Annotated in this window: 11 protein-coding genes and 1 tRNA gene; 4 read left to right on the top strand and 8 right to left on the bottom strand. The window is 41.8% G+C overall.

Annotated features, from left to right (window positions below; translation table 11 throughout):
* Positions 1-93: 93 nt before the first annotated feature.
* Positions 94-501 (bottom strand): c-type cytochrome, encoded by a 408-nt coding sequence (locus R1T43_RS00190; protein WP_013786129.1) that lies wholly within the window; start codon positions 499-501, stop codon positions 94-96.
* Between the two features lie 277 nt (positions 502-778).
* On the opposite strand from R1T43_RS00190, the gene R1T43_RS00185 reads away from it, so the two are divergent.
* Positions 779-855, top strand: a tRNA-Arg gene (locus tag R1T43_RS00185).
* Positions 856-927: 72 nt separating this feature from the next.
* Here R1T43_RS00185 and R1T43_RS00180 read toward each other — a convergent pair.
* Together R1T43_RS00180 and R1T43_RS00175 are read right to left on the bottom strand one after the other, a co-directional pair.
* Positions 928-2,214: a type II toxin-antitoxin system HipA family toxin gene (locus R1T43_RS00180; protein ID WP_317351535.1), complete on the bottom strand. Its 1,287-nt coding sequence runs from the start codon at positions 2,212-2,214 to the stop codon at positions 928-930.
* A 1-nt stretch (position 2,215) separates the two neighbouring features.
* Entirely contained in the window at positions 2,216-2,476 is a 261-nt protein-coding gene (locus tag R1T43_RS00175) for a helix-turn-helix domain-containing protein (RefSeq protein WP_317351532.1), read from the bottom strand.
* A 381-nt stretch (positions 2,477-2,857) separates the two neighbouring features.
* Here R1T43_RS00175 and nhaC point away from each other — a divergent pair, with 381 nt between their 5' ends.
* Complete coding sequence (gene nhaC / locus R1T43_RS00170) at positions 2,858-4,243, top strand: Na+/H+ antiporter NhaC (protein WP_317355912.1); 1,386 nt, start codon at positions 2,858-2,860, stop codon at positions 4,241-4,243.
* Positions 4,244-4,394: 151 nt separating this feature from the next.
* On the opposite strand, the gene R1T43_RS00165 is transcribed toward nhaC, so the two are convergent.
* Entirely contained in the window at positions 4,395-4,643 is a 249-nt protein-coding gene (locus R1T43_RS00165) for a DUF2960 family protein (RefSeq protein ID WP_317351529.1), read from the bottom strand.
* 254 nt (positions 4,644-4,897) lie between these two features.
* Between R1T43_RS00165 and R1T43_RS00160 the strand changes: the two genes are divergently transcribed.
* Together R1T43_RS00160 and R1T43_RS00155 are read left to right on the top strand one after the other, a co-directional pair.
* The gene (locus R1T43_RS00160; protein ID WP_317351526.1) at positions 4,898-5,533 is read left to right on the top strand and encodes a hypothetical protein; all 636 of its coding nucleotides are present in this window, start codon (positions 4,898-4,900) and stop codon (positions 5,531-5,533) included.
* Between the two features lie 138 nt (positions 5,534-5,671).
* On the top strand, positions 5,672-6,544 hold the full coding sequence (locus R1T43_RS00155) for a glycerol kinase (RefSeq protein ID WP_317351524.1): 873 nt from the start codon (positions 5,672-5,674) through the stop codon (positions 6,542-6,544).
* A 128-nt stretch (positions 6,545-6,672) separates the two neighbouring features.
* Here R1T43_RS00155 and R1T43_RS00150 read toward each other — a convergent pair whose 3' ends face one another.
* The 4 genes from R1T43_RS00150 to R1T43_RS00135 form a co-directional block, all read right to left on the bottom strand.
* On the bottom strand, positions 6,673-8,907 hold the full coding sequence (locus R1T43_RS00150) for a DUF2357 domain-containing protein (protein WP_317351521.1): 2,235 nt from the start codon (positions 8,905-8,907) through the stop codon (positions 6,673-6,675).
* Positions 8,908-8,922: 15 nt separating this feature from the next.
* A complete protein-coding gene (locus tag R1T43_RS00145) occupies positions 8,923-10,758 on the bottom strand; it encodes a restriction endonuclease (RefSeq protein WP_317351519.1) in 1,836 nt (611 codons plus the stop codon).
* 12 nt (positions 10,759-10,770) lie between these two features.
* The gene (locus R1T43_RS00140; RefSeq protein ID WP_317351517.1) at positions 10,771-12,021 is read right to left on the bottom strand and encodes a DNA cytosine methyltransferase; all 1,251 of its coding nucleotides are present in this window, start codon (positions 12,019-12,021) and stop codon (positions 10,771-10,773) included.
* A gap of 585 nt (positions 12,022-12,606) precedes the next feature.
* Complete coding sequence (locus R1T43_RS00135) at positions 12,607-15,225, bottom strand: DEAD/DEAH box helicase (RefSeq protein WP_317351514.1); 2,619 nt, start codon at positions 15,223-15,225, stop codon at positions 12,607-12,609.
* Between the last annotated feature and the right edge of the window lie 63 nt (positions 15,226-15,288).

Genomic DNA, 15,288 nt, shown 5'->3' with positions numbered 1-15,288 from the left:
AGTAAAAAGAGCTTATTCTTAGATGCGGTTAAATTACCCGATCTACTCGAAAAACGCTACTTTTTCCAACACATTGTTAGTAAATGGCGAAGGTTAGATACCTTCAATCATGTACTCAATTGCGGCTTTAATTTCATCATCAGAGCACGAAGCACAGGTACCACGAGGTGGCATAGCATTAATACCGTTAAGGGCATTTTGCCATACGCCGTCTAGGCCTTTTTCGTCTAAACGCGGCTGCCAATCAGCGGCTACGTGAACTTTAGGTGCACCAAGCACACCAGAACTATGACACGCTACACAGGCAGAGTTATAAACATCTTCACCCGACTTAGCACCACCGCCTGCAGCAGCAGGACCAGCAGCTTCCGCGCCAGCTACGTGTATCTGACCAACCGGTTTAATACGGTTAGCAATATCGTCGTTACTCATTTCTTGTGCTTGCGCCGCAAACACAGTAAGTGCTGTAGCTGCAACAATAAACCAGGTTTTCAATTTCACATCTGTCTCCAGGCAATCATGAACTTTAAATTAAAGTATAACTGGCCAGATTATAACGGGAATTCAAGCCCGAACAACTATTTGCTACCAATTACCTATAAAAAGTAGGGATAAAGTACCTTCAAAACCTATTAAAGTAAGAGAATTACACAAACCAGTTGATGCGAGCCCATGGCCTAAGTATTATTACGCCGCGCTTAAGCAGGAAGTTTAACCACACCACGTTCTTATTCCTTTAGAACAGGTTAAATTTTTATCATATTAAGCTATTTTCAATGCACCCGTAGCTCAGCTGGATAGAGCGTCGCCCTCCGGAGGCGAAGGTCACAGGTTCGAATCCTGTCGGGTGCGCCATTTTTATCGGATACTCGTGTCGAACTTTAACAGAGCAACCGGTCAAGGCAGTTGCACTTAATCACTGGCTATTTATAACAATTTTTTAGATGCTTGCTTTCTCAGGCCGGAAAAAATTGCCTCCGCTACGTAGGGTGGGAAGTTATCGGGAATTTTACCTTCGACTTTTGCAATCGCGTTCTCAACATTATCGACAAAGTATTCGTAGTGCGATGCAGCTTTGTCTGAGGGGTATTTCACCTGAACTGCAGTCGATACAAAATGGCGAGGCTGAATATCGTTCCATTTCCAGTGAGTGTTTTTGCCTTTTAAAGACATAGCCATTTTGATCTTTTGTGGCTGTAAGGCTTTTTTAGTCATAACAGGAAACGCCGACAAGACATCATATAAAGGAGTCATTCTATATGTATTTTCAGGCTCTAAAAATACGCTAAAATTCTTACCATGACCGTCAATAGCAGCAATTAGCCAAAAGAATATCTGAGTCCTAAAAAAAGTTTCTCTATCTTTCCCGTTAGACGATGCCGTGAGCAAATTTAAGCAGTCTGTTATTCCTGGGCCACCATCAGATTGGTATTTTTGAGCAGATGAAATGCCCATTGCCTGACAAAAATCTTCTTGGGGTAGGCGCATGAGCCATGAACCGTCAGATGCATATTTACGGTCAAAGCGTTCAACGCTTAGAACTTTCTGGTCGCCAAAGTAAAGCACCTCTGAATTAGCCACATTAAAATCAAAGGCTCTCGCCAGCTCTAGGCAAATAAATTCGTTCTCACAGCTATCGGTTAAATCGATACCCACTTGCGGTAACTCGCCCATGGGTAATTTCATTATGTGACTTGTTGGAGTTGAGCCCGTCGGTTTCGCCCATTGTTGACCAATTTTGAGTAGCGCGGTTTTTTCTTGGGCGCCAGCAATTGAAATCCGAAAGTCATCATCGTCATTTTCCATTCCAAGCGCTGTATGCTTGTAGCCTTGCAATAATTTCTCAACGTATTCATCTGACAACACCCTGTAGTTTAGTTGTTGTACGGACTCAGGTTGTTCTGAAGATAATTGAATAGCACCCACACAATCTTTGCCTATCGCCGCTAAAAGATCGAACGCATGTCCAGAGCCTACATTGAATCTAGCTTGTATTTTATTTCGTATGGATGGATTGTCGGGAAGCAAGTTATCAAAGAAGTTATAAACGAGATCGCCAGAGTATTTTTGCTTTGTAATAGGTAACGACAAAGAAATAGGGCGTGCGCCTGAGCGCTTCATCCAATGTTCGGTATAAGAAAAATAGAGCCCACCGTTCTTATCTTTTAACAGTGTACCTACTTTGACCCCGTTAAGGCTTACCATCAGCTCCATATTACCACTCCTGATCCCAGCCACTTTCGGTCTTTTGGCCGTTTTCATTTTCTTGCTTTGGCTTAAGCTCAATAGAGAGGCCTAGTTCATGCGCAATTTTAAAGAGGGTATCAATACGAGAGGTACCGGCGGAATTTTCAATAGCCGAGATGGTTTTTTGCTTTAAACCAACATTCTGTGCAACATCGGTCTGCGTTCGTGCAAGATTATTTCGATGCAGCTTTATATAATCAGCCAGTTCTTTTGAGTTATTAAGCTTCATTATGCCTCTCCACTATTAGTCCCTTTAAGGTATAACGTTGACCCTAGCCCCTAAAAGGTATATTAAGTTCAATATACCCTTAACGGTATAAGTGTCAAATTATACCTTACAGGGTGTTATCTATTTTAAAGCATTTCCCGTGACGTAACCGTGACCAATGGTGTTAATCGTCATAAATCGGCTAGTGGTCATGAAACTCTCAATCCCTTTTTGACGGGCCTCCGTCGGAGGCGAAGATCACAGGTTCGAATCCTGTCGGGTGCGCCATCTCTTCCAAATGTATTAATTTTTCTTAGTCACAAGACTTTTCAAAGTAGTTATACTACTTTTCACTACTTCATTTTTAAGTGCACCAACTTGCCTTTAACTTCGCCTCACTCTATGCGTAGCCCCAGCTTTGCCCAGTCATTGCTATGTTTCAGCGTTATTGTAGCGTTGATAGCGGGCGGTTTGTTTGGCTTAGGCATTAGCCTGCATGCATTAATTTTCTTGTGTTTGCTTTGGGCTGGTATTAATACCTTTAGTTTAGGGTACAAGTACCTGCAAATCCGTGAACTAATGACCAGTGCATTAACACGGGCAATGCCGGCAATATATATCTTTATCCTTATTGGAATGGTTATCGCCAGCTTCATGCAAAGCGGCACTATCTCAACCCTAATTTATTTCGGCCTTAGTTGGCTAAACCCCAGTATATTCTTAGCGGTGGGGTTAATTCTGTGTGCGGTAATGTCGGTAGCCACAGGTACGTCGTGGGGCACAGTGGGGACTATGGGGGTAGTGCTAATGGGTATTGGCGAAGCTATGAATATACCATTACCTATTGTTGCCGCCATGGTAGTGTGTGGTGCTACGTTTGGCGATAAAGTGTCTCCGGTTTCTGATACCACCAATCTCGCGTCGATGAGTGCGGGCACCACTATTTATCGGCATATGTATGCCATGCTGCTAACTACACTGCCTAGCTTTCTTCTAACATTCGTAATTTTCTTAGTTATGGGGTTTACCTACGCAAGCCAAAGTTTGAATGTTGAGGAGATATACAAAATCAAAGCAGCGCTTGCCAGCCACTATCACCTTGCGCCTTACATTACCTTGTTACCGCTAGTGTTGTTAACGGTAATGAGCATTAAAAAAGTGCCCGCTGAAGTCGCCATGTCATGCAGCATTCTTCTTGCCGTTATCATCGCTATTTTCTACCAAGGCACGAACACCATTAGCGTGCTTAATTCACTTTGGGAAAACACCCCACAAAATACGGGTATCGCAAATTTAGATGCATTATTAGGCCGGGGTGGCATCAGCAGTATGAGCTGGACGCTATTACTCGCGTTAATGGCCATAGCATTGGGCGGTACATTGCACGGTACAGGCTTTTTAGCGGCGTTATTGTCGGGCATTATTAGACGGGTAAAGCGCACGGCAACGTTAATTGCCGTCACCATAGCATCAGGTTTTTTAGGTAACGTGGCAATGGGCGAGGCGTATATCTCTATTATTTTAAATTGCCAATTGTTTAAATCAAAATATCAGCAACACAAGCTTGATCCTGCCTTACTTTCTCGGTCAGTAGAAGAGGGCGCCACCATGACCACTGGCCTTATTCCTTGGACAACCGCGGGGGCATTTTACTCTGCAACCCTAGGGGTTGAGGTTCTCGACTACGCGCCCTATGCATTTTTTAACTATCTAAATGGTGTTGTTGCGATCACCATGGCTGCATTGGGCGTAGGTTTATTGAAACAGAAAAGGGCACAACACCACTGACGTACCAATAAGCAGCCCGCCTGCTAAACCGGCTAATGGTTCAAACGGGGTTGTTGTCCAGTTTTCCAACGCGTTCTTAACGTTTAACTTTGCGCGTACTAATGCCCTCAAATCATTTAACTATAGCTGTGCGAATTAGGAAGTTGAACCATCATTCTTGACCATTTTTTAAGAAGTACAGATCAGAAAACCCCATTTTTACAAATTCGGCATCTCTAAAGTTTCTTACGGTTTTTTTGTCTTTACTGATTGAGGCAAGTTGCTGTTCAGTTTGTAAAAACTGGGAAAGATCTATTCCTTCAGCATCGGCCACGGCTTCATGCATATTTTGATAGCGGCTGTAAGAAAAATTTATTTCTTTTGCCACACCTTTAAACTTATAACGTACTTTATGGGCCATGCTCTACTCGGGTTGGTCGATGTAATTCGAAAACTGTTTAACCGCTATTATAAACTCAATTAGCGGTGTGTAATCAAAAAGCGCAATAATAAAACTGTGGAGGTAAGGTGAACATTACGCTTAAACTTGCCCCAACACTTGGCATGTTAGGCGGCGTTTTTTTGTTTTAAAACGGCACAATTAACTTTTCCTAGTAACTCGCTGTGTTAACGTAATCAGCCTCAATAAGCCTAAATTCTCAAGAAAGTAGCAGCATGTCAGTAAAGAATTATCAAAAATTCTACGAACCATTAAACGCGGTACATTCGGCTGACTTTCACCGCTGTATTTACTGTGGCTGCGAAGCCGCACGCCCCGACTTTATCCCACCCATAAAATTTATTCACGACTGGCGAGACGTAAACTCACATGCTGATTTTATTTCAGTACCCTCATGCAATGAATGTTTCGACCTGCTTAAAAATGAAAACAACGGCACGCTAGAACCCAGAGTCACAGCGTTAAAAAAACTATTGGCAGCAAAGTATAAAAAAGCCATTAGAGTGTTTAACCACTGGAGCAAGGATGAAATTGAAGAAATGGATATCGCATTTCAAATAAGCCTTAAAGGCGGCATGCGTTTAGGCAAAGAAACCCTTTCAAGGCTTCAATTTGCTGGGTTCGACTATGAAGTAAATGGCAGCATAACGCGGGTAGCAAAACCGCAGCACCAAGTGTTTAAAGTGTTCGACCAAGAATTTGAAAGCTTCAGAGAAGCGCTAGCCTTCGCCAGCGAAACATACCAGATAAAGAAAAGCCGACTAAGCCAACTTTATTATGAGAATGATGAGAGTTTTGATAGGGCGGTTGAGGTTTTTCATGGGTTGGTTGGGGGGAAGTGGTCGGATTGATAGCTAATTAACATAAGAAAAGTGTTTAAGCTCTTTACTTCGCGGAATACATTCTTTTATTGCTGCGACTAATCCGATGATATATTCCAGTTACCCGCTAACCTTTAAGCTTTTTATTAACTTATTACAGGAGTACTCATGCAAATGGAACTGTTATCAACCTCTGCGCTTGCTAAAAAACTTGAAATTTTACCTAAACAGCTCTTTGAGCATCTCGCAACAATAGGTTATATCCAGCGGCAAGACACAGATTGGATCCTCACAACCGCTGGTAAGGATGCGGGGGGCTCATATAAAACATTTGGTAGCTATGGCAAAAAAGTAGTTTGGCCAGCTGATATCAACTTTTACGAAGATGATGACGAACAAAAGGAATCTCAGGGCCTACTTAACGCGACAAAGATTGGCGAAAGTTTTGGGGTTTCTTCTCGTAAAATAAACGCGCTTATCTCTGAACTCGGCTGGATGAAAAAAGAAGGTTCGTGCTGGAAGCTTACAAAGCAAGGGACGCGAAAAGGCGCAAAGCAATTCGTGAAAAGTGGCAACCACTATGTAAAGTGGCCAGAGTCAATTTTAACTGAAAAACTACTCATAGAGTCGTTAAACAGCCTCTCTAGTACAAAAATAGATGAGCAATCCGCTACAAAGATCTCAGATTTTAGGCAACAACTCCAAGCAAAATTGAGAACGACAGACGGACATTTTGTGCGTTCAAAGGCAGAAATGCTTATTGATAATTGGCTATATATGGCTGAAATACCGCATGCTTACGAGCGTAAACTACCGATTGAGGAAGAGGTTTACTCTGACTTTTACATCCCTACAGGAAAGGTATATATCGAGTATTGGGGTTATGAAAATAATGAAAAATATCTAGCTAGAAAAGCCGAGAAGTTGGAAATTTATAAAAAGTATGATTTCAACCTGATTGAGCTCAATGATAAAGATGTCGAAAACATGGATGACATTTTGCCAGTATTATTACTGAAGTACGGGGTTAAGTCTTATTAGTCAGTAAGGCAACTAATCGGGGGATTCATTTAAATTTATTCCCCTCTCTACCCTTCTGGCTGCAACGGTTATAGGCCAGCAATTTAAACTTCACTATAATTGCGACTGTACTTACGCTTTTTAGTTACTTATTTTTCATGTAAAAACTCTAGTATATGGTGACCATCGGGTTTACTTATGGGGGAGCTAAGTTCGCCGTCGTCTTCAAGACTGAACAGCCAGTAGTTCTCATTTGACCGAGTGAAGTTCGATGTTCCCGTCTGCTCTACTGTCAGCTCTTTGCGCAATACTTTTGATATTGTCTTAACCTTCCATCGCCTTGTGGCGACTCTAGGAGACTTGCCATTGCAAGTTCGACTCGCTATTACCAAATACTTCAATGATTGAATGATTTTTTCTTCAATACTTTCTCTTTCGGATGCTTCGCAGCGCATATGGAAAAACATTGCAGTTCCGTCATGAAATTGCTCGTAGTAGCCGGGAATGCGGAAATCTTCAGCACCGGTGACAAGCAAAGTTCGACCGGCGTTTCTTATTTGGGTCATTCCATAAGTCGGGATCCGTGGAGGTTCCTCAATATAGAAGCGGTCTGCGGAATCATAGTCAGTAGCATAAGAAAATCGTGAATTGTCACCGAATTTATTGACTAGAAATGATTTAAGCCAGTAGTAACCGGACTCATCATCAGTCGGAAGCAAAGGAAATGCGCCGATTCCGAGTTCATCAATGGCAGATTGATACACATTTTTGACAGAAGGGTCCGATTGATCAAAGTATCCTGGGTACAAAGCGAATGCGCCAAATACGGGTCTGCTATATCCTCTATTTGATTTATATAAAAGTGAGTCGCGGTAGCGGTGCATCTGATTAATAGCGTCATCAGGAACGCGGTCAGTTTCATCAGATTTGTTTTCCAGCCGATACTTTGCGTCAAACAGCCAGACAAGTGTCTCCCCTGAATCAAATGTAGCTTCAAGCACAATGTCAGGTTTTTGGTTTACAGTGAGGGTCCTGATTACGCCTTTTGTTCTACAGAAGGTTACTTCGTGAGAAAGACGGGCTTTTATGCCTTTCTTTTCCATCCTAAATGCGCCGCCAAACCCATCCTTTGTTTGCCATTCCATCCCTGTCTGCTGGATATTAGCACCTTCATGCTCTGAGCTTCTAAAGCCTGTTTCTTCCAGCAGCGTTTTAATTTTGAGAAAGCACCATACCTCATAAAGTTCATCCATACCCTTAACGGATAGAGATGCACCTTCTCCGAAAGTCTCCAGATACATCTTCAGTTCCTGCCACGCCCGATAAAACCCCGAGTAGCCAGTTCGCTGCTGCAGAACAAGTGACTCCTTTTTCAAACCGTTAAACGAGCTGAGCTCTTTAAACAGTGGCGCGCGATGAAGTTTAATTAACGTATCTTTCCACGATTTTAAGTCGGTGAAAAAGTGCTCTGATAACCCGTAATCAGCGCTACCGCGGCCTGATTCCTGTTTTCGTGTCATCTTGTCGAGTTGACCTAGACGCTGAATCATTCTGGAAATTGCAAATTTTATGAAGCGGTTTTCAGGTGTATCAACACTTAGAATTTTCTTTTTTACTGTATACCGTCTAGCGAAGTCACCTGCAGTAAAATCGCTGGAAATCTTCTGCTCTAGGCGGGCTGAAATCTTTCCTTTAATTCTATCTGCACGGAGCTTTTTTTCGTATGAGAGTAATCGATTATGTGGGGCGTTAATAATTAGCTGGGCTTGCTGTTGTAACTCGTTCCACAGACTTTTGAAATGAGCCAGCCAGAGTAAAGGAAAATCCTTCTGCTGCGAACGTTTCCGAGTAAAGCTGTGCTCGGTAGGAGTAATTAAAGCATAGCGCCACTCATCGTAGTCTGGCTCAAACTCAGTAAAAATCGCCTCAAAATCGCTGTGTAAATCCATCTTGGTTGGCCACACCGTAAATGAAACGAAGACCTCCTGTACCCCGTCATCTGTCGTATAACGCAATGGAAGGATTGCTTTCCCCAGATGGTTTCGAAAATTTATGGTGCCGGCAAGACTATTTGTGCGCTTCTTAGGGTGGAACGCATCTGCAAATACAGAGTAGTGATGGCCTATTTTCGGCTTCAGGTCTGCCACTGACAGATGGCTTTTGAATACAAATTCGAATTCGTACTCGGTATTTTCAAAAAAAAGTGGTTTATCAAACTGCGCATCACCTACTTCATGTTGGAGAGAAAAATCCTGAGTGGGCAGTTCTGCATACTGCTCCCTTTTAGTCAGTGCGGCCTTTAACTTTTTCTGTTTAGCGCTGACATCCCTAGTCCATACAATCAGCGTAAAATCCTGCTCTTCAACAGTAATGATATCCGGCACGTCTAATTTCTCCCTTTATGGCCAGAAGCTGGTAAATCCACCCGATAGCTTTTCCTTCATTAACTCAATTTTTCTTTTTGAGCGGCATGCTATTTTTTCTTCCGGTTCACGCCAAAGATCAGGTCGAACTTTTTCACCGCTCCATATATCGGAGAGTTGCTCGCTTAACACGCCTTCCAGTGAATTCAATATAGTATCGACCTTATCAGCATCACCTTCAATTCTTGGAAGCAGCTTCATCATCAGGAAGTCATCCCAGACAGCCTGTAATTTAATTCTGTCCGAGTTTACGCCGTCGAATGACTCTACTGTAAGTAACAGCTCGTTAAGTGCGCGGAATGCAAGTTCGAAAGGCGAGCCTTTGAGTACTTCATTTACGGCTTTAAGAAATGTTCGGCTTTCCTTTGCGGCGTTTGTCGCAGCTCCTGTGTGAGAGGATAGTGGAAAACTGAGCTTCACTGGATGTTTTTTCTGTGCTTCTTCTTCATCAAAGAAAGCATCAAAATCATTCGGAAAGAATTCACCAAAATCAAAACTGATTGCACGGTCAATTACCTTGCGGGAAAATCCATGGGTCGTCTCATCCATATTAACAGTACCTGCCACAATCAGGTTGAGCGGGACCGGTAAACCTATTTTTGAGAACAATTCCCACAGCTCATCAAATTCCAGCCCTTCCAGACCAAGGTCTTTTCTAAGTTTGGTGCCACCCACGTTCAGCTTTCCGCTGTCGAGCAGGGCATCGCAGGAATAAGTAAACGAACTACCATCTTTATGCCACTTGCGTGTTTCCAAGACCGACAGATAGTCTGAAAAGTACTGTTCTACCGGCGCTAGGTTCATTTCATCCAAGCATAACCAGTGAGCTCGAACACTAGAGAGCGCACCTTGCTCGCCGGAAACATGGATAGAATTTATACCGTCCCGTTCACTGGCTTCCAAGTCAAAGCCGATATCAACCAGCTCCTTCCACGCAGCAGCTATGAATTTCAGCACTTCCGTTGATACATATTCGGGGTTGCCGGATCCAGTTAAGCGGGTTTCATATCCGAGTAAGTCCCCAGGTTCATGCCAGTCAGGCCTTACTGCAACTAGTTTATAAGCGCCGTACCTAGCTTGTTCTCGGACAAACCGCGTTTTACCCGTGCCGGATATGCCTGCTAGTAGAAGAAAGGGTTTAGGGAGGTGGATAAAAGTAACATTATCATCAGGCAACTCATATGCGTCAGCTTTTTCGATCAGATAAGCATCTCTTAAGCTTTTATATACTTGTGGGTGTTTACACAGGTCATAAACAAGCCTTCCGAAGATACTGGAGGATGCATCTGGTAAGTTTATCTCCTTAAGAATTACCGAGCCAAAGCAATCTCGGGAACCTCTGGACTTGCCACTATCATTTACTAACCTTTTTGAACCAAGTCTGCCAGAATCGTCATCCTTATCTAAGAACTGTGCAAAAAACTCCATGTCCTCCTGATTTTGAAAGTTAGAGGAAAGAAAGCTATTTGACTGCAAGTTGTTGAGTATAAGATTGTAATCACCCAGCAGAAGCTGCCCTCGTGTCCTTAACTTTTCGTATATCTCAAAATATTTAAACAGTTCAATAGCGAAGTCATACATTTCAACTGCGTAAACGAAATACTGATTTGGTATAACAGCAAAATTAGCAGGTTTATCGCCATTTTCCTTATCTGTTATTGCATAAGATGTATATTTGTTAAATTCATAATCCATTGGCCCTAGATTATGCTTTAATAAATATTGTAAAGGAGGTGATAATTTATAATCTGACAGATGAGAGCTTTCAACAATACGTTGTTTGGGTCTATAGTCCGTTAAACGTTTTAACATTTTAGTCCTTTATTACAAAAGAGCGGCTATTTGCTTCGCTAATGCGTTTATAACATCAACCGTAACACTGTTTCCAAATTGTTTATATGACTGAACCTTGGATGGGTTCAATTCAAATTCGTCAGGAAACCCCTGTAGTCTAGCAGCCTCTCTGGGGCTCAATTTTCGTGGGTTTCTGCCAGGCTGTTCAATTAGAACTTCACTACCATCTTTGTAATATCTTGCAGAAATAGTATTGGTGTAAGGTGATTCTGCCGTAACAATACCGAATCCAAAACCCTTACCATTTATCTTGTTCTGAGCTTTACGTCTTTGATGACCAGCCCATAGTTTGTCTGAAATTGTTAGTTTTGGATCTGGATCTTGTTCTAAAATGTCGCCAACGGTTGTTATTTTTTCAAATGGTTTTGGATATCCGAATTTTTCGATCTCACCATCGCGCCACAGTACAATATAAATTCTCTGTCTGTTTTGAGGGATTCCATAATCTACAGACTTTAAGACCATTTCTTTAGCCAGTTTCTGTATTTCTTTTGTACTTCCATGTTCAATAACTTCTTTAGGAATATTGCAGCTATACCCTATATTCGTCAAAGTATTAAGGATAACTTTTAAAGTGTGGCCTTTGTCATGGCTGATTAAACCTTTCACGTTTTCAAGCAAAGCAAACCTTGGCCTTTTAGTGGTCAGAATATTTGCGATGTCGTGAAACAGAGTTCCGCGTGTATCTTCAACTCCCAGTTTTAGGCCAGCATGAGAGAACGGTTGGCAAGGGAATCCAGCCAAGAGTACATCATGGTCCGGAATTTCACTTGCAGGAACTTGTGTTATATCGCCAAACGGAACCTCACCGTGGTTGGCCTTATAAGTTTGTTGCGCATGCTTATCGAACTCGGAGGAGAAAACGCAGGCTCCGCCGTTTTGCTGAAACCCTAATCTAACACCACCAATACCCGCAAAAAGATCAATAAATCTGAATTTCGGATTCAGCACCGGCTTAAGCGGTAGCTGGAAGAATACATCGTCATAGAAAGTTTCCCGTGTTTTATACAAAGCATGCTCTTTCAGGTGGGAAACCGCCGAATTTTTTAGTTCTTCGGGGCAGGAAATGTTTGGGTTGCAATAAAACTTGCTGTCGGTGGCAATCGCGTGTAACCACTGGTCAACGACTGCTTCAATACTGCTTTCCTGCGGAATATGTGGAAGTGCCAGAGGAGTAAGCAGTTTTTCTGCTTGTTTAAGCGCGTCGTTTTTATTTGTCATTATATTACTACTAAGCCGAAAGAGTCTGGAGTGATGCAGGCTATTTTCGTGATTCACTTTTTGATGAATACATATAGGGTCTGACATAGCTTCTCGCAAATTCTATATACGGAAGCAGTGGAATTCCAGCCTGCAAAAGCTGTACGCATATACATGCTAACTGATAGGTTAACAATTATTGTAGTCAAAGAAAAACTAAACTTAATGTAACCTTTGAGTTGTTTTAGCAAAAAATGACAGTTTCATAGGCATTATCAATGTCTAAACGGATTAGTATCAATTTAATTTGGGCAACCGAATGATATAAAATATGGGTAAATTAGAAGTGCTCAGAGTGGCTGATGTGTGTTCCAAAGCAATCAGCTTTAAAAAAAGCTCGATTCACGTGACTGTATTGTATTCAGGCTAGCTACGTAGTCTGGTGGAATATATTGATTTCAGCAAACCGGCTGAAGGATGAAAAAGTGCAGGATAAGCTGAAAAACGGGCTGCTTCGTAAGTTTCTTACAGAAACGTTCCTACTTGGCAAGAAGCCTTGTGAATTCACCATAACCATTGTAAAACAGCCCCATAATCGCTCGCGTTTCAGCCAGTGAAGATGCCCCCATTTTCTGATAAGACGTTCTTCTTATATTCAAAAATGCTTTCATTGAATGCCCCATCTTCTAGATGTTTGTTAAAATAACCTTTTCCGTCTGATAGCATCTGCTTCCTTATTAACTCCATATCGCCACTTTTCAGCTTTTCCCATAGCACAGGGTCGAACGCCAGCTTGTCTAACTCTTTGGCGTGATACATGAAGTTTTTGCGTTCAAACTTTTCGAAAGGGTTCTGTAAAATACTTTTCGTAATAGCTGGTACATTATCTAGGTATTCTTCATTGTTCAGCGGGCTATTGGTTTTTTCCGCTTGGCCGTATTTTGTTAACAGCTTTTTATAAAATGATTGATAATCCGCTCTCAGTAGCGAAAGGCTCACTTCTCCAGTTTTATCGGCATGCTTTAGCATCAGTAGCAGAAATATAATTTTGAATGAAAACGTGTAATCACGTTGTTCTAAAAACTCGAAAAAATCATCTCTTCGTGTGTCTTCGTTGCGGTATTTAAGTTTTTTTTCCCCGCGTATTTCGTCCACTCTACTTTGTTCATAATAATTGAGCATATGACTACCAAACGGTAACTGTTTGTCTGGGACTAAACCTTGATTTTTTACCCAAGCTTTAACCGTACCAGTCGATACAAAAAGTTCCCTAGCGAGCTGTTCATCATTAATGTAATCGCCAAACTCATCTTCAAAGTTAAATAACTTGATGGGATGAAGTTTGCGCTCGTGTTCATAAAGGTGATCAAGAATCACTTCTTCACCTACAAACGCCTCGTTTGGACTAAATATGTCAGCGAAGGGCTTATAACCATCAAGATTAAATATACTGTGTAAGCTCCATGGTTGTAGCGCGGGACCATAGCTATCAACTACATCAATGGCATAAAGTGCTTCCTTGCCAGGATGATTACGTGTGCCTCTTCCTAGTTGCTGCATATATAGCACTTTCGACATGGTTGGCCGTGCCATTACAACAATAGAGGTATTGGGTGCATCCCATCCTTCATTCAACAAATCGCATGCACATAGAAAACGTACCTTACCTTCTTTGTACTTCTTTAATCCTTCTCTGCTATTTGCAGAAACGGCTTCGGCGCTAATATTATGTTTCTTTAGAAGCGCAGCTATTCGATTGGCGTGTTTCACGTCAACGCAGAAGATAACACCTTGCAGCGCTGCTAAAGACTGTCCTGTTACAGCATCTTGCTGTGTAAAGTACTTAGAGAGTACGTCTACAATAAGTTGGTCACGGGAAGGTAATATAACGCGCTTGTTTAAGTCGCTTTTAACGAACTCTTTTCCGTTGAATCTAACCTGAGAAAAATCAATGTTACTTTCCAAACGAAAAGCGCGAATTGGTGGTAATAGCTTTTGTTTAATCGCCTCTTCAAGAGTCATGTTCAATTGATATCGACCGAATATTTCAGCAAGATCTTTTTGGTCGAGTCTTTTATCCGTAGCGGTGCAACCAAACAACGTTTTTGGATTGAAGTGTTCTAATACTCGTTTAAGGCCTTGTGCAGGGGCATGATGAGCTTCATCCACCACAATATAATCAAAATGATCCGTTGAAAGCGAAGCAAATTGTCGTTGGATTGCTTGTGTCGTTTGCACTATTACATGAGCTGATGAGTCCAAAATGTTGGAGGAAACTATGAGGTTGGGGTTTCGTTCTATGAACCGGTCTTTCGTTTGTTCGCGTAAGTCTTTGAACGGAACAATGACTAACGCTCTATCAGCGTTGCCTAATTTTTTTTGATTGCTGTGGTCTGCAATAAATACTTCGGTTTTTCCGGTTCCAGTTGGCAGTACTAGCAAAAATGTATTTTTTCCCTGCGCTCTGCCATTTTCAATATCTAATAGTGCATCTTGTTGGTGTTTGAAAAGTGAAAAACTAATGTTTCTGAATTGGCTTGCTGTTGGCTTACCGCAAAATTTATCTTCCTCTCCAAAGTAGAGGCGAATTTGATCTGCAAACTTCTTCTCATCAGCCATTCCAGCATTAGACCAGCGATATACCTTGATACCGTCTTTCATAAGCGAATTTTGCTTAAGTAGCTGGGATTGATAACGGCTTTGTCTGATGTGCAGTGGATGGTGAAAGCTTTCACCGTTAAGCTCGATGGCAATTTCGCCATCAATAGTTTTAAGAACGTAATCCACATATCGGCTTTTACCAAGCAAGTCTACATACTGATATTCTCGCTCTAAAGCATGCAGATATTTTGAACCATAAACCTGCTCAAATAAACTTTCAAAATTATATTCTGGGCGAGTTGGGTCCGTTTCACTAACCTGTCTGTCAGCGCCAAACTGCCGAAAATCATATTCATCAGTACTGTCATTTAATATTGCACCAATTAGCAATCTGTATTCGTGTGCTTCGCTGTCAATAAAGCGGTATAGACGCTCAAATTTATGCATCAACATGTTTTGCCACGAAGTGTATACGTGGTAGCGAAAGCTGGGTTTGTTGGCTCCATACAGTTGCGTATCGATGATGATACCGACTTTTTGGCTGTTATCACTGAAAAGGTAAGAAGTGAACTGAGAATCTATCTGTTGAAAACCTAGACTTCGGAGGTAGTCTGATAAAGTCATTTAATTCTATCCATGATTAATTCCTTCTTCACGTCGTGTGAACATTATTGTATTCATCTTCGA

The organism is Alteromonas sp. CI.11.F.A3, from assembly GCF_032925565.1.
Taxonomy (GTDB): Bacteria; Pseudomonadota; Gammaproteobacteria; order Enterobacterales; family Alteromonadaceae; genus Alteromonas.
This window is presented reverse-complemented; position numbering and strand designations above follow the sequence as displayed.

Excerpts from the sequence above, each read along its gene's own strand:
- nhaC (WP_317355912.1), top strand. The coding sequence starts at position 2,858 with ATGCGTAGCCCCAGCTTTGCCCAGTCATTGCTATGTTTCAGCGTTATT.
- R1T43_RS00180 (WP_317351535.1), bottom strand. The coding sequence starts at position 2,214 with ATGGAGCTGATGGTAAGCCTTAACGGGGTCAAAGTAGGTACACTGTTA.
- R1T43_RS00155 (WP_317351524.1), top strand. The coding sequence starts at position 5,672 with ATGCAAATGGAACTGTTATCAACCTCTGCGCTTGCTAAAAAACTTGAA.
- R1T43_RS00140 (WP_317351517.1), bottom strand. The coding sequence starts at position 12,021 with ATGACAAATAAAAACGACGCGCTTAAACAAGCAGAAAAACTGCTTACT.
- R1T43_RS00145 (WP_317351519.1), bottom strand. The coding sequence starts at position 10,758 with ATGTTAAAACGTTTAACGGACTATAGACCCAAACAACGTATTGTTGAA.
- R1T43_RS00165 (WP_317351529.1), bottom strand. The coding sequence starts at position 4,643 with ATGGCCCATAAAGTACGTTATAAGTTTAAAGGTGTGGCAAAAGAAATA.
- R1T43_RS00160 (WP_317351526.1), top strand. The coding sequence starts at position 4,898 with ATGTCAGTAAAGAATTATCAAAAATTCTACGAACCATTAAACGCGGTA.
- R1T43_RS00175 (WP_317351532.1), bottom strand. The coding sequence starts at position 2,476 with ATGAAGCTTAATAACTCAAAAGAACTGGCTGATTATATAAAGCTGCAT.
- R1T43_RS00135 (WP_317351514.1), bottom strand. The coding sequence starts at position 15,225 with ATGACTTTATCAGACTACCTCCGAAGTCTAGGTTTTCAACAGATAGAT.